The 16,554-nt window shown below is 62.8% G+C and carries 21 protein-coding genes and 1 pseudogene; 9 read left to right on the top strand and 13 right to left on the bottom strand.

Annotation, left to right across the window (positions count from 1 at the left end):
* The first annotated feature begins 31 nt into the window (after positions 1 to 31).
* The 3 genes from EJ077_RS02670 to EJ077_RS02680 all read left to right on the top strand — a co-directional run bounded on the left by EJ077_RS02670 (position 32) and on the right by EJ077_RS02680 (position 1,404).
* The gene (locus EJ077_RS02670; RefSeq protein WP_208699410.1) at positions 32 to 799 is read left to right on the top strand and encodes a TerC family protein; all 768 of its coding nucleotides are present in this window, start codon (positions 32 to 34) and stop codon (positions 797 to 799) included.
* A 135-nt stretch (positions 800 to 934) separates the two neighbouring features.
* Entirely contained in the window at positions 935 to 1,105 is a 171-nt protein-coding gene (locus EJ077_RS31845) for a BrnT family toxin (protein WP_245458622.1), read from the top strand.
* A gap of 11 nt (positions 1,106 to 1,116) precedes the next feature.
* Positions 1,117 to 1,404, top strand: a complete 288-nt coding sequence (locus EJ077_RS02680) for a BrnA antitoxin family protein (RefSeq protein ID WP_208699412.1) — start codon at positions 1,117 to 1,119, stop codon at positions 1,402 to 1,404.
* A 5-nt stretch (positions 1,405 to 1,409) separates the two neighbouring features.
* Here the strand turns inward: EJ077_RS02680 and EJ077_RS02685 are convergent, their stop codons facing one another.
* The 4 genes from EJ077_RS02685 to EJ077_RS02700 are packed head-to-tail and all read right to left on the bottom strand — an operon-like array spanning position 1,410 to position 3,214.
* Positions 1,410 to 1,877 (bottom strand): SRPBCC family protein, encoded by a 468-nt coding sequence (locus EJ077_RS02685; RefSeq protein ID WP_208699415.1) that lies wholly within the window; start codon positions 1,875 to 1,877, stop codon positions 1,410 to 1,412.
* Positions 1,864 to 2,259, bottom strand: coding sequence for a hypothetical protein (locus tag EJ077_RS02690; protein ID WP_208699417.1), 396 nt, complete (start codon positions 2,257 to 2,259; stop codon positions 1,864 to 1,866). Before EJ077_RS02690 ends, EJ077_RS02685 begins: the two co-directional genes overlap by 14 nt.
* 50 nt (positions 2,260 to 2,309) lie before the next feature.
* On the bottom strand, positions 2,310 to 2,702 hold the full coding sequence (locus EJ077_RS02695; protein ID WP_208699419.1) for a VOC family protein: 393 nt from the start codon (positions 2,700 to 2,702) through the stop codon (positions 2,310 to 2,312).
* Positions 2,703 to 2,731: 29 nt separating this feature from the next.
* On the bottom strand, positions 2,732 to 3,214 hold the full coding sequence (locus EJ077_RS02700) for an SRPBCC domain-containing protein (protein ID WP_208699422.1): 483 nt from the start codon (positions 3,212 to 3,214) through the stop codon (positions 2,732 to 2,734).
* A 51-nt stretch (positions 3,215 to 3,265) separates the two neighbouring features.
* Here EJ077_RS02700 and EJ077_RS02705 point away from each other — a divergent pair, with 51 nt between their 5' ends.
* From EJ077_RS02705 to EJ077_RS02715, 3 genes are all read left to right on the top strand, one after another.
* A complete protein-coding gene (locus tag EJ077_RS02705) occupies positions 3,266 to 3,589 on the top strand; it encodes an ArsR/SmtB family transcription factor (protein ID WP_208699424.1) in 324 nt (107 codons plus the stop codon).
* Between the two features lie 200 nt (positions 3,590 to 3,789).
* Positions 3,790 to 4,539: a YebC/PmpR family DNA-binding transcriptional regulator gene (locus EJ077_RS02710; RefSeq protein ID WP_208699426.1), complete on the top strand. Its 750-nt coding sequence runs from the start codon at positions 3,790 to 3,792 to the stop codon at positions 4,537 to 4,539.
* 17 nt (positions 4,540 to 4,556) lie between these two features.
* Positions 4,557 to 4,853, top strand: a complete 297-nt coding sequence (locus EJ077_RS02715; RefSeq protein WP_208699428.1) for a SelT/SelW/SelH family protein — start codon at positions 4,557 to 4,559, stop codon at positions 4,851 to 4,853.
* A gap of 23 nt (positions 4,854 to 4,876) precedes the next feature.
* Here the strand turns inward: EJ077_RS02715 and EJ077_RS02720 are convergent, their stop codons facing one another.
* The 3 genes and pseudogenes from EJ077_RS02720 to EJ077_RS02730 all read right to left on the bottom strand — a co-directional run bounded on the left by EJ077_RS02720 (position 4,877) and on the right by EJ077_RS02730 (position 6,402).
* A complete protein-coding gene (locus EJ077_RS02720; protein ID WP_208703199.1) occupies positions 4,877 to 5,038 on the bottom strand; it encodes a hypothetical protein in 162 nt (53 codons plus the stop codon).
* Positions 5,039 to 5,097: 59 nt separating this feature from the next.
* A complete protein-coding gene (locus EJ077_RS02725) occupies positions 5,098 to 5,574 on the bottom strand; it encodes a DUF1772 domain-containing protein (RefSeq protein WP_208699430.1) in 477 nt (158 codons plus the stop codon).
* Between the two features lies 1 nt (position 5,575).
* Positions 5,576 to 6,402, bottom strand: a pseudogene (locus EJ077_RS02730) (NmrA family transcriptional regulator).
* A 121-nt stretch (positions 6,403 to 6,523) separates the two neighbouring features.
* On the opposite strand from EJ077_RS02730, the gene EJ077_RS02735 reads away from it, so the two are divergent.
* Complete coding sequence (locus EJ077_RS02735; protein WP_208699432.1) at positions 6,524 to 7,153, top strand: TetR/AcrR family transcriptional regulator; 630 nt, start codon at positions 6,524 to 6,526, stop codon at positions 7,151 to 7,153.
* A 154-nt stretch (positions 7,154 to 7,307) separates the two neighbouring features.
* Here EJ077_RS02735 and rpmE read toward each other — a convergent pair whose 3' ends face one another.
* Positions 7,308 to 7,529, bottom strand: a complete 222-nt coding sequence (gene rpmE / locus EJ077_RS02740; RefSeq protein ID WP_096451251.1) for a 50S ribosomal protein L31 — start codon at positions 7,527 to 7,529, stop codon at positions 7,308 to 7,310.
* Positions 7,530 to 7,734: 205 nt separating this feature from the next.
* Between rpmE and EJ077_RS02745 the strand changes: the two genes are divergently transcribed.
* Positions 7,735 to 9,534, top strand: coding sequence for an ABC transporter transmembrane domain-containing protein (locus tag EJ077_RS02745; protein ID WP_208699434.1), 1,800 nt, complete (start codon positions 7,735 to 7,737; stop codon positions 9,532 to 9,534).
* A gap of 17 nt (positions 9,535 to 9,551) precedes the next feature.
* Here EJ077_RS02745 and EJ077_RS02750 read toward each other — a convergent pair whose 3' ends face one another.
* Together EJ077_RS02750 and EJ077_RS02755 are read right to left on the bottom strand one after the other, a co-directional pair.
* Positions 9,552 to 11,456 carry a DUF3857 domain-containing protein gene (locus EJ077_RS02750; protein WP_208699436.1) on the bottom strand — a complete coding sequence of 635 codons (1,905 nt, stop codon included), beginning with the start codon at positions 11,454 to 11,456 and terminating at the stop codon, positions 9,552 to 9,554.
* 219 nt (positions 11,457 to 11,675) lie between these two features.
* Complete coding sequence (locus EJ077_RS02755; protein WP_208699438.1) at positions 11,676 to 13,160, bottom strand: carboxypeptidase M32; 1,485 nt, start codon at positions 13,158 to 13,160, stop codon at positions 11,676 to 11,678.
* A gap of 142 nt (positions 13,161 to 13,302) precedes the next feature.
* Here EJ077_RS02755 and EJ077_RS02760 point away from each other — a divergent pair, with 142 nt between their 5' ends.
* Complete coding sequence (locus tag EJ077_RS02760) at positions 13,303 to 13,656, top strand: DUF1304 domain-containing protein (protein WP_136092533.1); 354 nt, start codon at positions 13,303 to 13,305, stop codon at positions 13,654 to 13,656.
* 92 nt (positions 13,657 to 13,748) lie between these two features.
* Here EJ077_RS02760 and EJ077_RS02765 read toward each other — a convergent pair whose 3' ends face one another.
* The 3 genes from EJ077_RS02765 to EJ077_RS02775 form a co-directional block, all read right to left on the bottom strand.
* Positions 13,749 to 14,174: a hypothetical protein gene (locus EJ077_RS02765; RefSeq protein WP_208699440.1), complete on the bottom strand. Its 426-nt coding sequence runs from the start codon at positions 14,172 to 14,174 to the stop codon at positions 13,749 to 13,751.
* A gap of 249 nt (positions 14,175 to 14,423) precedes the next feature.
* Positions 14,424 to 15,455 carry a peptidoglycan -binding protein gene (locus EJ077_RS02770; RefSeq protein ID WP_208699442.1) on the bottom strand — a complete coding sequence of 344 codons (1,032 nt, stop codon included), beginning with the start codon at positions 15,453 to 15,455 and terminating at the stop codon, positions 14,424 to 14,426.
* A gap of 1 nt (position 15,456) precedes the next feature.
* A complete protein-coding gene (locus tag EJ077_RS02775; RefSeq protein ID WP_136092531.1) occupies positions 15,457 to 16,482 on the bottom strand; it encodes a MotA/TolQ/ExbB proton channel family protein in 1,026 nt (341 codons plus the stop codon).
* Positions 16,483 to 16,554: the final 72 nt, after the last annotated feature.

Genomic DNA, 16,554 nt, shown 5'->3' on the forward strand with positions numbered 1-16,554 from the left:
CAGATCGTTAAAAGAGGGGACAACGACCTCCATGCAGCTTATCGAATTTCTTGCGCCGCATTTTCAATTCGTTTCCGATCCAACCGCATGGGTTGCCTTGCTGACGCTGGTGGTGCTCGAGATTGTGCTCGGCATCGACAATCTGATCTTCATCTCCATTCTGACCAACAAGCTGCCCGTGGAGCAGAGGGCTCGTGCGCGCCGGCTCGGCATCTCGGCGGCGCTGATCATGCGGCTGGTGCTGCTGGCCACCATCTCGGTCATCGTCCAGCTGACGACGCCGGTCTTCACCGCCTTCGGCCATGGCTTCTCCTGGCGCGACCTGGTCCTGATCGCCGGCGGCCTGTTCCTGGTATGGAAGGCGACCAAGGAGATCCACCACACGGTCGATCCCGACGACCACAAGGACACGATGCTGGGCGAAACGCTCAAGATCTCGCTCGCCGGCGCGATCTTCCAGATACTGCTGCTCGACCTCGTCTTCTCGATCGATTCCATCATCACCGCCGTCGGCATGACCGACGAGATCGCCATCATGTACATCGCCGTGATCGTGGCCGTCAGCGTGATGATGCTGGCGGCGGGTCCGCTGGCCAACTTCATCGCCAAGAACCCCAGCATCGTCATGCTGGCCCTGGGCTTCCTGTTGATGATCGGCATGACGCTGATCGCCGACGGCATGGGCTATCATGTTCCCAAGGGCTACATCTACGCGGCGATGGGTTTTTCGGCGCTGGTCGAGGGGCTCAACATGCTGGCGCGGCGGCGCAAGAAGGCGAAATCCGGCGACGGGCATTAAAGCGCGGACGCCACAGTCTGACTTTTGACTTGATTTTTACCGATCGAAGCTGCCCGCTTTGCGATTTGAATGGGACCTTGAAAGGCCAGACGCAATCTTGCCAAACATGCGGTTGCATTCGATCTCGCCCAGAAGGTGTTCGATGACCCGCTTCATCTTATCGTGCCTGACCGCTTCGAAGACGGTGAGCAACGATGGCATGCGATCGGGATGGTCAAAACCGTAGTGGTTCTGCTGGTTGTCCATACCTACCCGGATCGAAGAGCGGGTTCGGATTGTCGGAGCTCGGAAAGCGACGCCGCATGAAAGGAGGCGCTATGAGCAGGAAGGACCTTAGCAACGACCAGCGAGACCAGCTTGCAAAGCTGGCCGATTTGCCTGACAGCGAGATTGATACTTCCGATATTCCAGAAGCTCCGGCCGAGAACTGGATACATGCCCGTCGTGGGCATCTTTACCGCCCAATTAAGCAGCCGGTGACCATTCGGCTCGATGCCGACGTGCTCTCCTGGTTCAAGGAACATGTCGGAGGTGGGGGGTATCAAACCGAGATCAATCGCGTGCTCCGCCACCATGTGATCGAACAGGAAAAACGGCGATCATGAGTCGTTTAACCTGCCGGTACCCCCTTCGGGTGACGATCACCGATGAGGCCCAGCGTCAGGCCCTGTTCCAGCCAGGCTTTGGCGCCGGCGAGCACCAGTGTGAAGCCGCCGGTTGAGCCGACCGCTTCTTTCACCTGCTCGTCGCCATTGCCGGCAAAGCCGAAATTCCGGACCGCGAGGAAGGTTGTCTGACCGGGCATTTCCGTGAAGGTCCAGACCACGGTGGTTGGCGGGTCGCTCCACGTCATGACGATCCGTTCGTTCCTGACGATTTCGCTCACGCGGACCGTCGTCGAGACGCCGTACATGCGCCACTCCCAATGCGCCTCCTTGCCGCCGTCCAGCCGGCCGCTGCCGTGGGTGAACCAGAATTTTGTGGTGATCGCCGGGTCGACAATGGCCTCGAACACTTCGGCGACAGGCCGCCGGATCAGCATGCCGGCCTCGGCCGTGGGTGCTTCATGGATCTGCATTGTCGTTCTCCTTTCCGAACTCACCAGGCTCGGGTTCGCGCACCATGTGAATGATGCTGGCCGGATTGGTGATCCAGCCGCCACGGAAACCCTCGCCCAAGGGTTCGATGGCATCGCAGCGTACGACGCCGGCCTCGGCGAGATGCTTCGCGGCGGCCGGAAAATCCTGCGTGAAAAGCTCCAGCCAGATCTCGGCTTGGCTCAGCATCGGCGCTTCGTCGATCCATAGCCTGTTGGGGCCGAGTTCGAAGCCGATGGCCGGTGCCTTGGCCGTGAACGGCTTCAAGCCGACGACGTCGCGATAGAAGGCGATCGTCGCTTCATACTGGTGCGATGGCACCTTCATGGCGATGTTGATGCCGCCGGTGATCTTCGCGGTCATGGTTCATGTCCTTGTTGGGGTGCTGGTTGGCGGGTTCAACTGGCGTTCCATCATGGCAGGTTGATCTGCCAGGAGACGCCGAACCTGTCGTTCAGCCATGCGAAGCGGCGGCTGAAACCATAGTTGCCCGGCGGCATCAGGAAGCCGCCTCCGTCCGCCAAGGTTTCGACGATGCGCTCCAGTTCCTGTTCGGAGGAACAGTCGACATAGAGCGAGAACGACGGCGTGAAGGTGAAAGCGTGGTGAACAGGGCTGTTATAGACCGTCACCTCCAGGCCGCAGATGGAAACACGTGCCAGTTTGAGCATACCTTCCGCGCCGTCTTCACCGGAACCGTAACGTGTGACGTCGAGGATGCTACTGTCGGGAATGGTCTCGCAATAAAGGGTCATTGCCTCTTCGGCCTTGCCCTCGAACATCAGGAATGGCCTTACTTTCGTCATTGCGGGTTCTCCCCTTTTCCTATCGTCGTTCAAACATTGGCCTCGCTGGCCGGCTCGCCCTTCATCTCGCTGCGGTAATAGCCGTCGCGCAGGTTGATGCCGTATTCGACATAGGCCTTCATGCAGGCCAGCATCTGCGACCAGCCTTCGCAATTGAGGTAGGACTTCTTCAGGCCGACCGCGCCCTCCTGCCAGCCGCTCTCGGCGATGGTGACCAATGTGCCGCCATCGTCGAGCGGCTCGAAATCCATTTCGATGCGGGTCTTGTAGGCCGGCTTGCCGTCGGCGTCGGTGGCGTCCCAGCGCAGCACGATGCGGCTGTCCTTGACCACTTCGTCGACCTCGACCGGAACCTTGCCCCACCAAACGACGCCGACACCGGATTCCAGCGGTGCGCTGGCGCCGCCGATGGTGGTGAAATAGCCGCTCAACTTGTCCGGATTGACGACGGCGTCGAAGACTTCGGCGACCGGCCTGCCAACGCGGCCGGAAACCCTGAACCCAAGGGACATATCCACAGCTCCTTCCTTGCCTGCCAAAAGGATATGTTATAGAAATATAACATGTCAAGCCAATCGCGGGACGACAATGTTTTCAAGGCGCTGGCGCATCCGCGCCGGCGCGAAATGCTAGATCGGCTGAAAGACGAGCCAAAGACCACCGGCATGCTGTGCGACGCCTTTCCCGACATCGACCGCTGTACCGTCATGCTGCACCTCAAGGTGCTGGAGGAGGCCGAGCTGATCGTTGCGCGCCGTGAGGGACGTGAGCGCTGGAACCATCTCAACGCGCTGCCGATCAAGCACATTCACGACCGCTGGATCAGCCAGTATGCCGGCCATGCGCTCAGTATCATCGACCGGCTGAAGTCCGACCTGGAAGCATAGACACGGCCGGGATCGCCGTGGCGCGGCGCGGCTGGACGAATTGAGCCGATTTATCTATAAGCCGGCCATACCGACAAAGAGCGCCGCGCGTCCACCCGGACGCATCAGGGTCGTTCTGAAATTTTGAATTCGAGCCTTTTGCAAAGGCGAGGTGAAGCATCTCGCGGCAAGACGCTCTAGCCGAACACGACAGGGGTGCCATGGCTGGCCATTCACAGTTCAAGAACATCATGCACCGCAAGGGCCGTCAGGACGCGGTGCGGTCGAAAATGTTTTCCAAGCTGGCGCGCGAAATCACCGTCGCCGCCAAGAGCGGAACGCCCGATCCATCGATGAACCCTCGCCTGCGCCTGGCGATCCAGAACGCCAAGGCGGTCTCGATGCCGAAGGACAACATCCAGCGCGCCATCAACAAGGCGTCGATGGGCGACGCCGAGAATTACGAAGCCGTGCGCTATGAGGGCTACGGCCCCGGCGGTGTCGCGCTGATCGTCGAGGCGCTGACCGACAATCGCAACCGCTCGGCCTCCAATGTGCGGGCCGCCTTCACCAAGGCCGGCGGTGCGCTGGGCGAAACCGGCTCGGTGTCGTTCATGTGGAACCGGGTTGGCGAAATCTACTATCCGGCGTCAGTCGGCAGCGCCGACAAGGTGATGGATGCGGCGATCGAGGCCGGTGCCGACGACGTGGAGACCGACGAGGAAGGCCACACCATCTATTGCGGCTTCGAGACTCTCGGCGAGGTGTCCAAGGCGCTGGAAACCTCGCTCGGCGAAGCGGAATCGGTCAAGCCGATCTGGCAGCCACAGAACAACGTGCCGGTCGACGAAGAGCGGGCGCAGTCGCTGATGAAGCTGGTCGCCACGCTCGAGGATGACGACGACGTGCAAAGCGTCTACGCCAATTTCGAGGTCGATGACGAAACCTTGGCCAAGCTCAGCGCGGCGTGAGTGAAGCCCGATCCGACATGAGCAAAGCTCGGTCGCCCGCCATCCGCATCACCTATTGCACGCAATGCCAATGGCTGTTGCGTGCCGGCTGGATGGCGCAGGAGCTGCTCTCCACCTTCGGCACCGATCTCGGCGAGGTGACGCTGGTGCCGGGCACCGGCGGCATCTTCACCATCTCCTGCAACGATGTGATGGTCTGGGACCGCAAGCGCGACGGCGGCTTTCCGGACGCCGCTAAACTCAAGCAGTTGGTCCGCGACGTCATCGATCCGGATCGTGATCTCGGCCACGCCGACCGCAAGGCGAAGAGCTGAGATTTGCTGCGAAAGCAGGACCATCATTTTCCGGGCCGGCGTCCGAAAACAGCACCGATGCCGGCACCGATCGCGATGCCCACGCCGATGCCGAGGGCCGAATCATCCATCGCCGCGCCAAGGGCAGCACCGAGGCCAACGCCGATCGCGATGCCGATGGCCATGGTCGAATAGGGGTCGTTCACGGCTCTTCTCCCGATAATGCTTGCGGCCGCCGCAACGCCCGATGCGGCCCGCAAACATGTCAACGCGAGGCGAACCAGAAGGATGCCATCGCCACGATGGCGGTGACGGTGCGGAGGTGGTTCCACATCACCCAGTCCCTGAGAAAGTCGGACCAGACCGCGGCACCATTGCTGCTGGCTGGATCGACCGCGGCCAGTGCATCGTTGAGCGGCACGTTGAAGACCATGGTCACGATCGGGTTGCCGATCAGATAGATCACCGCGCCGGCCAGCAGCCAGTACGAGCCGGACTGGCTCCAGCCCATGAGGGCGGCGGCTATAAGCACCAGGCAGATCAGTCCGGTGCCGAAAAGCGCCGTCATGAAGGTTGGGGTGATCACCGTGACGTTGATCGAATTCATCGCGGCGATGCCGTCGGGGACGGGCAACCGGGCAAGCGCCGCCATGACGAAGTTGGAAAAGGCGAAGAAGACGCCGCCGACGACGCCCAAGCCGATCGCGGCGGTGATGGTGAGGGTGGGAACAAGCTTGCTCATCTCAGTTACTCCAGATTCGGCTAGCGGCGGTTTCGGTTGCGTAGGCGGAAAAGTCTTTCGGTGCACGGCCGAGCACGCGTTGGACGCCGTCGGTAAGCGATTCGTTGCGGCCGTCGAGCACCTTGGTGAACAGCTCATCGAGCAGCCAGACGATTTCGGGTGGCAGTTCATGCGACGCGACAGCGGCCGTGAACTCATCATGCGAAACTCTGACAAAGCGGATATCGCGCCCAACCGCCTTGGCAATCTCGGCGACCGCATCCGCAAAGCTCAACAGCCGCGGCCCGGTAAGCTCATAGAGCTGGCCGACATGACCAGGCCCAGTCAGCACCGCTTCGGCGGCGTCAGCGATGTCGTCGACATCGACAAAGGGTTCGCCGACAGGTCCGACCGGCAGCGCCACTTCTCCCGCCAGCAGCGGCTCGATGAGAAAACCTTCGGAGAAGTTCTGCGAGAACCAGGCGCAGCGCAGGATCGTCCACTCCGCGCCCGAGGCCTTCAGCATCTCCTCGGCGCGCTGGGCCTCCGCCTCGCCGCGCCCCGAGAGCAGCACCAGCCGGGTGACGCCACTGGCCACCGCAAGCCGGGAGAAGGCGCCAACGGTTTCGGCGGCACCCGGCACGGCGAGGTCTGGATAGTAGCTGATGTAGACGGCGCCGACGCCATCGAGTGCGGTCCCCAAGTGGCGGGAACTTCCCAGTCGAAGCGCGGCGCGCCGGAGCGCGAGCCGATGCGTACCGGCACGCCATGCGCGGTCAGCCGCGCGGCGAGACGGCTGCCGGTCTTGCCGGTGCCGCCGAGGATCAGGATTGGTTTGGTGTCAGTCATGTCATTTTCTCCGCTTCAAAACATGAGTAATCCTCACATTTGCAAAACGTGATAAACCCTCGTATTTTGTAAGTCAAGCCATTCCCGGCGATTTTGCCGAGCGCGTTTGTTGGAGACAGTCATGGAAGGCACACCGGCCAACGACCAGATCGCCTCGCCGCGCCGTGCGCCGAGCCAGCAGCGCAGCCGCGAGCGGGTCGAGCGCATGCTTGCCGCCGCTTCGGCGCTGATCGCCGAGCAGGGCAGCGATGCCATGCGCATGGGCGAGGTGGCGGAGCGGGCGGGAGTGTCGATCGGGTCGCTCTACCAATTCTTTCCGGACAAGCGGGCGATCGTCTGGGCGCTGGCCGAACGCTACACCGTGGAAAGCCAGGCCTGCATTTCGGCGGCGTTGAAAGACGTCAACGACGCCGAAGGGCTTGGCCGGGCGTTCTCGGAGCTGGTCGACATCTATTACGGGTTGTTCCTGGCCGAGCCGGTGATGCGCGACATCTGGTCGGGCACGCAAGCAGACAAGGCGCTGCGCCAGCTCGAGCTCGCCGACAGCCGGGCCAATGCCGAATTCCTGGTCGCGGTGCTGAAGCGGCTACGCCCCGGCGTCGACCCGGTATCCCTGGAGACCACGGCATTTCTCGTCTGGCAGATGGGCGAGGCGGTCATGCGCCTGGCGATTTCGGTCGAGCGGCAAGAGGGCGACAGGCTGGTCGCCGCCTATAAGCGCATGGCGCTGAGGGAATTGCTGGGCGAGTAGAGAAGCCTTGAGCTTCCCATAGTTTTAACATCCGGCCAAGCCGCCAAGGACGGAATCCCTCTCGCCGTCACTATACGGGGAGCAGGGAAGATGGTTCTGCGCAACAAAAAACCCGCCACGAGGGCGGGTCTTTGAACTGCGAAGGCAGCCTGGCTTAGAGGCCGAAACCCTCAAAACGCTTCTTGAACTTCGACAGGCGGCCGCCGCGGTCGAGCAGGGTCTGCTGGCCGCCGGTCCAGGCCGGGTGGGTGGTCGGGTCGATATCGAGGTTCATCGTATCGCCTTCCTTGCCCCAGGTCGAACGGGTCATGTATTCGGTGCCGTCGGTCATGACGACCTTGATGGTGTGGTAGTCGGGATGAATAGCGCTCTTCATGGCTCGGTTCCTGGCTTGTTGGCGCGGCTGACTGGCATAAGCCTGCGTCGATGCGCCCCTTTTTAAAACTCGAAGCCGCAGCTATTGAGGAGCCACGGCTTCTAAAACGGTCGGCGTGGCTATACATCAGCCGAAATTGAATCACAAGGCCGCGGCTAGCGCATATTGAGGCGCATGTGCTGAGACGGCTAGAGGAAACACCGAGATGGCGCAATCCAGCAGCGCAGACGAGCGTCGCCGCTCGCTCAAGCCGCTCAGGCGCCTGTTCCCTTATATTGGCCGCTACCGGAAAATAGTGGCGGGCGCCGTGGTCTCGCTGGCAATCGCCGCGATGACAACGCTGGCGCTGCCGCTGGCGGTGCGGCGCATGATCGATCATGGCTTCACGCCGTCGGGGTCCACTTTCATCGCCGAGTATTTTGCCGCGCTGGTGGCCATGGCGGCGCTTTTGGCGGCCGCCTCGGCCGGCCGCTACTATTTCGTCATCACGCTCGGCGAGCGCGTCGTCGCCGATATCAGGCGCGACGTTTTCGCTCATGTGACGACATTGTCGCCGGCCTTCTTCGACACCGCCCAGTCGGGCGAGATCGTGTCGCGGCTTGCCGCCGATACGACACAGGTCAAGTCGGCGGTCGGCGCCACGGCCTCGGTCGCGCTGCGCAACGTCATCCTTGGCCTCGGCGCCGTGGCGATGATGGTTGTCACCAGCCCGAAACTATCCAGCCTGGTCATAGCGGCCATTCCAATCATCGTGCTGCCGCTGGTCGCCTTCGGCCGCTCCGTGAGGCGCAAATCCCGGCAGGCGCAGGACACGCTTGCAGAGGCGACAGCCTATGCCAGCGAGCAGATCGGCGCGGTGCGCACGCTGCAGGCGTTCACCAATGAGACACTGGTCACCGGTCGCTTTTCGGGCGCGGTGGAAGCCGCCTTCGAGGCGGCGCGCGCCTCGATCTTCGCGCGGTCCTTCCTTACCTTCTTCGCCATCTTCACCATTTTCTCCTCGGTCGTTGCGGTGCTGTGGTTCGGCTCGCGCGACGTGCTCGACGGCAATCTGTCGCCCGGCACACTCGGGCAGTTCCTGCTTTATTCGGTGTTCGCCGCCGGCGCGCTCGGCGCGCTGTCGGAAGTCTGGGGCGAACTCGCGCAAGCAGCCGGCGCCGCCGAACGGCTGACCGAGATATTGGCCGAGACACCGGCGATCCAGGCGCCTGCCGATCCGAAGCCGTTGCCTGCGGCCGCCAAGGGCGCGATCGTCTTCGATGACGTCTCGTTCTCCTATCCGGCAAGACCCGATCGCGCCGCCGTTCATGGCTTGAGTTTTTCGGTCAAACCCGGCGAGACGGTGGCCATCGTCGGTCCTTCCGGGGCCGGCAAGAGCACCGTCTTTTCGCTGATCCTGCGCTTCTACGATCCCGAAACCGGCAAGATCCTGATCGACGGCGTCGACGTGCGCGAAGCCGATCCGGTTTCGGTGCGCGAGCGCATCGCCATCGTGCCGCAGGATGTCACCATCTTCGCGGCGAGCGCGCGCGACAATATCGGCTTTGGCCGTCCAGGCGCCAGCGAGCCCGAGATCGAGGCCGCGGCGAAGGATGCGCTTGCCGACGAATTCATTCTCAAGCTCGAGCACGGCTACGACAGCCCGGTCGGCGAACGCGGCGTGACGCTGTCGGGCGGCCAGCGCCAGCGGGTCGCGATCGCCCGCGCCATCCTGCGCGATGCGCCGATCCTGCTGCTCGACGAGGCGACCTCCGCCCTCGACGCCGAAAGCGAGACACTGGTGCAGACGGCGCTCGAGCGGCTGATGCAGGGGCGCACCACCATCGTCATCGCCCACCGGCTGGCGACGGTGCTGAAGGCCGACAGGATCCTGGTCATGGATGGCGGCCGCATCGTCGAGGAAGGCACGCATCAGAGCCTGGTCGCCAAGGGCGGCATCTATGCGCGGCTGGCAAAGCTGCAATTCGAGACCGGCGCCAGCGCCTTCAGGGGTGCGGCGGAATAGGGCATTTCCGGTAACAGTCAGTTCGCCTCGGTTTCGGCATAGGCGAAGTTGTAGTTCCAGCTGGAATTGTCGCCCATTTTCCGGCGTGACCTCAGGTAGGAACCGATGTCCTTGGCCGGAACCCGATCGCCGATGGTCTTCAGAAACCAGTCGACCTGAAACTCGGTCGGCGTGCTCGACCAGCGCGCCTTGAAGGCAACATAGGGCGTGATCACGTCGTCGGATTTCTCGGGCCCGACAAACTCGGCCTTCAGGTTTCTGACAATGCATTGATGGCGCTTGAACATCGGGCTGCCAAGCCAGACCGGCCCGGTCCTGCCGACCATGTCCGGCTCCGGCAAATTGCTGATGCCGACATCGGCCTTCAGCGGAAAATTCTTGGCGAGATCATCCTCGTCGAGCGCATCCGGCGGCAGTTCATAGACTTCGACCGTCGTGACCACGTTGCCGTCGCGATCGTCCCGTGTCGACAGCGGCGCCGGGCTGGTCATGCCCGGATATTGTCGGTTGTAATACTGGAGATAATCGTCGGCCAGCTTGGTGGCCGATTGTGAAACCAGCCTGTAGCGCATGCTGTCGGCATCCGCGTCCCGATAGGTCGTGCTGACCGTCAGTTTCAGCGCCTCGCCCTTTCTCTTCGGGAAGTCGAACGCCTCGCTGACGAAGGTTGTCGGCTGGAAAAGCTCCTTGCGCTCGATCCGTTCCATCCGTGCGCTGCCGGCGACGATCGGCAAGGCAAAGCCGTAGTCGGGCGGAACAAGGTTTTCGGCCCTGCCGCCCTGGAGATAATTGGTCGCGTCGATCCAGTAGGCCTGGCTTCCGATCGACGCCTTGACGATGACGTGGTCGAAAGCGCGTATCGTCGGCAGCATGTCGCCAAGCGCCAGTCCGTCATCGAGATCCGTCAGGGCCGGATCGGCCTGGACGCCGAGCCGGCGCAGACTGGAGGCAAGGAGCAGGGCCTTGTCCTTGCAGTCGCCGAAGCCGCTGGCAATCACGGTAGCCGGGCTGCGGGGAATGTAGGAGCCGCGGCCCATCGACAAGCTCACATAACGGATGGTGTCCTGGACCAGCCGCATCGCCTCGATCATCCGGTCCTCCGGCCTGACGTATCTGGTGGCGATGTCATCGAGCTTGGAGGCGAAGGCGGCCGGCAATTCCTGGTCGAGCCGGTAGTAGGGCAACATCGCATCGACGACGTCCTGCCATTTGTTCGTCGAGGAGATCTGGACCGTCGGATAGGTCAGGAAATCCGCCGGCAGATTCTCCTCGGCTTTGACCGGAGCGGGATTGATGCTTTGCCAGGTGTAGGTTTTCGAGGCACCTTCGGTCTTGATATCCGGCTGGATGTCGGTCCGGACCTGGCGGATGTTCAAGGGTTGATTTGCCGGCCAGATCACCCTTTCGCGGATGAGCGCGATAGGCTCCCCCCAGGCAACGGCGACCGAGTGGAAAAACAGATCCGCGCCGACGATCGGTGTCCTGATGGTCGTCTTGCCGTAGTCGATGATGTCGCCGACGCGGACATCGTCGACGTTGACATAAGCGGTGAGCCAGCCGTCGAACAGGCCTTTCTCGGCGTCCTTCTCGCGTCGGAACACGTCGAAACTGGCCCCTGGCAGGCGCTCGATCACCACGCCGTCGCGGATGATGTTCAGCCAGTTCATCGTGACTTGCGACGTCGCGGGGTCGAATTCGAAATTTATGGCGGCGCCGCGCTCGAGTCCGGTGCGATCGACTATTCTGTAGGCATAATGGTCGAATGCCTCGATGCCATCAGGCCGCTGCCGGATCTGGTACTCGGAAACGAGGTTGGAGATTCCGTTCTTGATCCGGCTGTCGAAACGCGGGTCGGCCCTGGGAAGCTCGATCCGGTCGATCCAGCCTCCGACTGTGCCCTTGTGAATTTCGGCGTCCGCCATGGCCGGCGCGCAGAAAATGGCAAAGGCAAACAAGACAACAAGCCGCGTGATCGCAGAAGATATCACCGGAAAGCACCCCCACCCGCATGATCCGCACGTGTCGCCAGATATCGTCGGATGCCACCAGTGATAGAAAAGTAGAGGCGATCCCGCAAGACGCGAGATGTTATCGCAGTGCGGCGGTGATGCTCCATTGCATTCCTGTCCGCCGGGTCGATTTCATCCGCCGTAGCGCTGCTTCAGGTGATTGACGAAATATGCAGCGTTGAGTTTTTCGCCGGTGGCGCGCTCAAGCAGGTCCGGCGTCGACCAGCGCGACCCCTGCGACCAGATTTTCTCGCGACGCCAGCCGTTGATATCAGCGAAATTTCCCTTTGCAAGGTCGTCGTCGGCCGAAGGATGCTCGCGCACCAGCGCGGCCCATTGCTGCGCCGCCATCATCGCGCCCAGCGTGTAGGAGGGGAAATAGCCGAAGGCGGCACCTGGCCAATGCACGTCCTGCATTGGTCCGTCCGCAGGATTGTCGATGGTCGAGAGGCCGAGATAGTCGCGCATCTTGGCATCCCAGGCTTCGGGCAGATCAGCCACCTCCAGCCTGCCCGAGACGAGTTCCTGCTCCAGTTCGTAGCGCAGGATGACATGCAGCGGATAGGTCACCTCGTCTGCATCTACCCGGATCAGGCCACGCTCGACGCGATGTATATGCGGCAGGAGATCGTCGAGCGACCAGGCTTCGCCGAGATGCTTTTCCACCACCGGCAGCGCCCAGCGCCAGAAGGCGGGATTGCGGCCGATCTGCTTTTCGACGAACAGGCTCTGGCTTTCATGCACGGCCATGCCGCGGGCCTTGCCGAGCGGCCAGTGCGACCATGCCTTGGGCAGGTTCTGTTCATAGAGCGCATGGCCGGTCTCGTGCAGCACGCCCATCAGCGCCGACAGGAAATCCGATGTCTTGTAGCGGGTGGTTATGCGCACGTCGCTGGGCACGCCGCCGCAGAACGGATGGTGCGACACCGACAGCGAGCCGTGCGTCAGGTCGAAGCCGACCGCGGCCATCATGGCAAGGCCGAGTTCGCGCTGCCGGTCGATCGCGTAGGTGCCCGAAAGCGGCTTCAGCGGATGCTTGCGCAGCCGCGCGTCCTGGATTGCCAGCGCCTCCGGCACGAAGCCTTTGAGGAAGGCCTTCAGGTCGGCGAAGACAGGAGTGATGTCAGCCGTGCGGTTGCCGGGGTCGAATTGCTCCATCAGCGCGTCATAGGGGGCAAGGCCGAGCACGTCGGAGCGCAGGGCCGCCTCTTCGCGCACCAGCGCCACCACGCCCTCGAGCGCCGGCTGGAAGCCAGCCCAGTCGTTCTTGGCGCGCAGGTCGCGCCATAGCTGCTCGCAACGCATGCGCGCCGTCGTCTGGCGTTCGACGAACTCGACCGGCAGGCAGGTCAGGTTGGTGTATTGCCGACGCAGCTCGGCCAGAGCCGCCCGCTGCTCATCGTCCAATGCCTCGCCTTCAGCGGCGGCGATCCAGTCCGATATTTCCGGCGCGGTCGCCCTGGTGTGATACATGCCGGCAAGGGCCGCCATCGCCTCGGCGCGCTTCTCGCCGCCGCCGACGGCCATGTGGGTCGCTTCATCGGCGCCGAGGATGGCCAGCGCATGTTCAAGCGCTTCGAGCTTGTGGCCGAGGTCGTCGAGTTTGTGAAAGGACATGGCGGCTTCCGTGATTGAGGACGGCGCGAAAAAACACCAACGCAAAAGCGTTGGCAACCCTCGGATACCATTCGGCGGATGCAGCTTGCGCAGGCGAGGTCGAGCATGAAATGCTGCCGGCGACGCATGAAGGGGGAGCAGAATGATCGGCAACATCCTGGTCGGGCTGGTGGCCTTGATCCATGTCTACATCGTCTATCTCGAGATGGTGCTTTGGGACACGCCGCGCGGGCACAAGACATTCCGCCTGACGCCGGAATTCGCCAGCGCCTCCAAAGTGCTCGCCGCCAATCAGGGCCTTTACAACGGCTTCCTCGCCGCCGGCCTGATCTGGGGGCTTTACCTCGGCGCCGCCGGTTTCCAGGTCAAGGTCTTCTTCCTGTTATGCGTAGCCATTGCCGGCCTCTATGGCGCGGCAACAGTCGGCCGCAAGATCCTTTACATCCAGACCGTGCCGGCGGTGGTTGCCCTGATCGCGGTCTGGCTCGGATGGTAGATGGGCTGGTAAGGAAAAAGGACGCCCGCGGGATTGGGGTCCCGAAGGCGCCAGTGGTCCCTTCCTCTGGGACCTTTCCAGGCAGGATGGCCTCAGCCGTTCGGATAGTTTCCGCCGTCGGCGCCGTCGCCCATCAGGAAACCGGTGCCGGTATCGACCCTCAGTCGCTGGTCGACATTGTCGAGCCGGCGCAGCAGGTCATGGTATTGCGCGACTGGTATCCTGCCGTGATCCGACGCGGCTATCTTCTCGGCTGCCTGACCGATGCGGGCCGTTCGCATTTCCAGGAGCTCCGCGACGGCCGGGGTGATGTTGTTGGCCTGCCTGGCGTCGACGATGCCCCGATGGACACCCTGAATCTGCTCAACGAGCGCCTCGACACGCGGACCCGTCATGTCGGTGGGGTCGGTCGCGTCGAGAGCGCCCTTGTGATGGCCCGCGGCATAGGCGCCGGCAAGCGGGGCGGCGACCAGAATTGCGGCAAGGGTTGCAGTCATGAGAGATACTGAAGAGCGCATGACGGCGCCTCCTTTTGCTGGGAAGGGAGCGGCCTTGCCGCTCCGCGTTCCGGACGTGGGCCGTCCGGTTCCGTCGCGTCGCGATGGGAGAGGCATCGCCGGCGGTTCTCGGCCCTGAGCGGCAAGCTAAGAGCGCTTCGACGCGAAGTGTAATTAAAAAAAGATAATCTTTTCAGGCCTTGCCGGCCGATCCCTGCGCCCTAGAGTTGAGCCGACGAACAATTTCGCGTGAGTTCACGTGATGATGGATCAACGTTCGGTGAGCTTCAGTTCAATGCGGCGGTTCTTGTTGCGCGCCTCATCGGTGTCGGAGGGATCGAGCGGCTGGAACTCGCCGAACCCGGCGGCGACCAGCCGGTTGGCTGGGACGCCGTTCTCGATCAGGAACTTGACCACCGAGGTCGAGCGTGCCGTCGACAGTTCCCAATTGTCTCGGTAACGGCCATTGCCGGACAGCGGCTTGTTGTCGGTGTGGCCGTCGACGCGCAGCACCCAGTTGATCTCCGGCGGGATCTCCTTCTGCAATTCGATGATGGCGTCGGCGAGCTTCTTCATCTCGACCTTGCCGGCATCGTTGATCACTTCGGAGCCGGTTGGGAACAGCACTTCCGACTGGAACACGAAGCGGTCGCCGACGATGCGGATGTTCTCGCGATCGGCGAGGATTTCGCGCAGGCGCCCGAAGAAATCGGAGCGGTAGCGGTTCAATTCCTGCACGCGCTGCGCCAGCGCCACGTTCAGGCGACGACCGAGATCGGCGATCTTGGTGTTGGAATCGCGGTCGCGCGTTTCGGAGACGTTGAGGGCATCCTCGAGCGCGCCGATCTGCTTGCGCAAGGCCGCGATCTGCTGGTTGAGGATCTCGACCTGGCTCAGCGCCTGCTGGCTGATCTGGCGCTGGCTGTCCAGTTCGCCGCCCAGCTCGGCGGCACGCTGGTTGGCGGCGTCGCCGGCGCCGGCACCTTGCGCCAGCAACTGTTCGAGCCGGCTCTTTTCCGCCTGAGCCGCCGATAGCGACGCCTGCAGATTGGCCAGCGAATCCTCCTTGTCCTGCGCCGTCGAGCGTTCCAGCGCCAGAAGCTGAGTCAGTTCGTTGATCTGCGAATTGAGGCGCGACAGTGCCGTGTCCTTGCCGGAGATTTCGCGGCCGAGCAGGAACTGCGCCAGCACGAAGACGGTGAGCAGGAACATGATGGCGAGCAACAGCGTCGACAGCGCGTCGACGAAGCCAGGCCAATAATCGATGCGGCGATCGGTACGCCGGCCCCTGGCAAGCGCCATGCTAGTGCACCCCGGGCTTCTTCAGCGCGTCGGCGATCTTTTCCAGCGTATTGCGCATCGCCTTCTGCTCGTCGGACTGGGCCTCGACCCAGTCGCGCATGATCTGCTGCTCGGAACGCATGTTCTTGACCAGGCCGGAAATGCCATCGGCGAGATTGGCCATGGCGGTGGCGACGCGCGGGTTGGAGCCGCCGCCATTCTCCTGCATGCTGCGCAGCCGCTCCGACAACAGGCGGATTTCGTCGGAGGGCTCGGTCTTGGACGCATCGGAGACGACGATGTCGGACGACAGGTCGGTGACCGAGGACAGCCAGTTTTCGAGTTCGGTGTAGAAGCGCGTCTGGGCGCGGCCGGCCTGCAGGTCGAGGAAGCCGAGCACGAGCGAGCCGGAGAGGCCGAACAGCGAGGACGAGAAGGCGGTGCCCATGCCGGCCAGCGGCGCCGACAGGCCCTGCTTCAGTGAATCGAGCACCGCCGCGGCATCACCCGTGCCGGGATCGAGAGACTCGATGGTCTCGCGGATCGAGCCGATCGTGTTCAACAGGCCCCAGAAGGTGCCGAGCAGGCCGAGAAACACCAGCAGGCCGACCAGGTAGCGCGAGGTGTCGCGGCTTTCGTCAAGGCGCGTGGCGATGGAATCCAGCATTGTGCGCATCGATGAGGTCGAAAAGGCCATCGAGGAGGAGCGGCCGATCATCGCCTTCATCGGCGCCAGCAGCACCGGTTCCGTGGTCTCCGAGCCAGCGCGGAACGAGTTGACCCAGCGCACCTCGCGAAACAGCCGCCCGACCTGCGTGAAGGCCAGCAGGATACCGACGACGAGCACGCCGACGATCAGGCCATTGAGGCCGGGATTGGTGACGAAAGCGGTGGTGACCTGGCGGGTCAAGATGGCGGCGATGAACGCGACGATGGCCAGGAAGATGACCATGGTGAGCAGGAAGACCTGCGGACTCGACAATTTATGCGGATCGTAGACCAGTACGTCGGAGCGCCTGCCCATGCCGAAGGATCTGAGAAAAGCCATCCGTGCCCCGTTTCCGATGCTCTGTTTGCCTTGACGCAATTCCGATCGGGAAACCGCTCACACTTTCCCTTG

Source organism: Mesorhizobium sp. M8A.F.Ca.ET.057.01.1.1 (genome assembly GCF_003952565.1).
GTDB lineage: Bacteria > Pseudomonadota > Alphaproteobacteria > Rhizobiales > Rhizobiaceae > Mesorhizobium.

What these genes read in the sequence shown, in the direction of transcription:
- EJ077_RS02670 (WP_208699410.1), top strand. Translation starts at nt 32, where the DNA reads ATGCAGCTTATCGAATTTCTTGCGCCGCATTTTCAATTCGTTTCCGAT.
- EJ077_RS02680 (WP_208699412.1), top strand. Translation starts at nt 1,117, where the DNA reads ATGAGCAGGAAGGACCTTAGCAACGACCAGCGAGACCAGCTTGCAAAG.
- EJ077_RS02685 (WP_208699415.1), bottom strand. Translation starts at nt 1,877, where the DNA reads ATGCAGATCCATGAAGCACCCACGGCCGAGGCCGGCATGCTGATCCGG.
- EJ077_RS02690 (WP_208699417.1), bottom strand. Translation starts at nt 2,259, where the DNA reads ATGACCGCGAAGATCACCGGCGGCATCAACATCGCCATGAAGGTGCCA.
- EJ077_RS02695 (WP_208699419.1), bottom strand. Translation starts at nt 2,702, where the DNA reads ATGACGAAAGTAAGGCCATTCCTGATGTTCGAGGGCAAGGCCGAAGAG.
- EJ077_RS02700 (WP_208699422.1), bottom strand. Translation starts at nt 3,214, where the DNA reads ATGTCCCTTGGGTTCAGGGTTTCCGGCCGCGTTGGCAGGCCGGTCGCC.
- EJ077_RS02705 (WP_208699424.1), top strand. Translation starts at nt 3,266, where the DNA reads ATGTCAAGCCAATCGCGGGACGACAATGTTTTCAAGGCGCTGGCGCAT.
- EJ077_RS02710 (WP_208699426.1), top strand. Translation starts at nt 3,790, where the DNA reads ATGGCTGGCCATTCACAGTTCAAGAACATCATGCACCGCAAGGGCCGT.
- EJ077_RS02715 (WP_208699428.1), top strand. Translation starts at nt 4,557, where the DNA reads ATGAGCAAAGCTCGGTCGCCCGCCATCCGCATCACCTATTGCACGCAA.
- EJ077_RS02725 (WP_208699430.1), bottom strand. Translation starts at nt 5,574, where the DNA reads ATGAGCAAGCTTGTTCCCACCCTCACCATCACCGCCGCGATCGGCTTG.
- EJ077_RS02735 (WP_208699432.1), top strand. Translation starts at nt 6,524, where the DNA reads ATGGAAGGCACACCGGCCAACGACCAGATCGCCTCGCCGCGCCGTGCG.
- rpmE (WP_096451251.1), bottom strand. Translation starts at nt 7,529, where the DNA reads ATGAAGAGCGCTATTCATCCCGACTACCACACCATCAAGGTCGTCATG.
- EJ077_RS02745 (WP_208699434.1), top strand. Translation starts at nt 7,735, where the DNA reads ATGGCGCAATCCAGCAGCGCAGACGAGCGTCGCCGCTCGCTCAAGCCG.
- EJ077_RS02750 (WP_208699436.1), bottom strand. Translation starts at nt 11,456, where the DNA reads ATGGCGGACGCCGAAATTCACAAGGGCACAGTCGGAGGCTGGATCGAC.
- EJ077_RS02755 (WP_208699438.1), bottom strand. Translation starts at nt 13,160, where the DNA reads ATGTCCTTTCACAAACTCGACGACCTCGGCCACAAGCTCGAAGCGCTT.
- EJ077_RS02760 (WP_136092533.1), top strand. Translation starts at nt 13,303, where the DNA reads ATGATCGGCAACATCCTGGTCGGGCTGGTGGCCTTGATCCATGTCTAC.
- EJ077_RS02765 (WP_208699440.1), bottom strand. Translation starts at nt 14,174, where the DNA reads ATGCGCTCTTCAGTATCTCTCATGACTGCAACCCTTGCCGCAATTCTG.
- EJ077_RS02770 (WP_208699442.1), bottom strand. Translation starts at nt 15,455, where the DNA reads ATGGCGCTTGCCAGGGGCCGGCGTACCGATCGCCGCATCGATTATTGG.
- EJ077_RS02775 (WP_136092531.1), bottom strand. Translation starts at nt 16,482, where the DNA reads ATGGCTTTTCTCAGATCCTTCGGCATGGGCAGGCGCTCCGACGTACTG.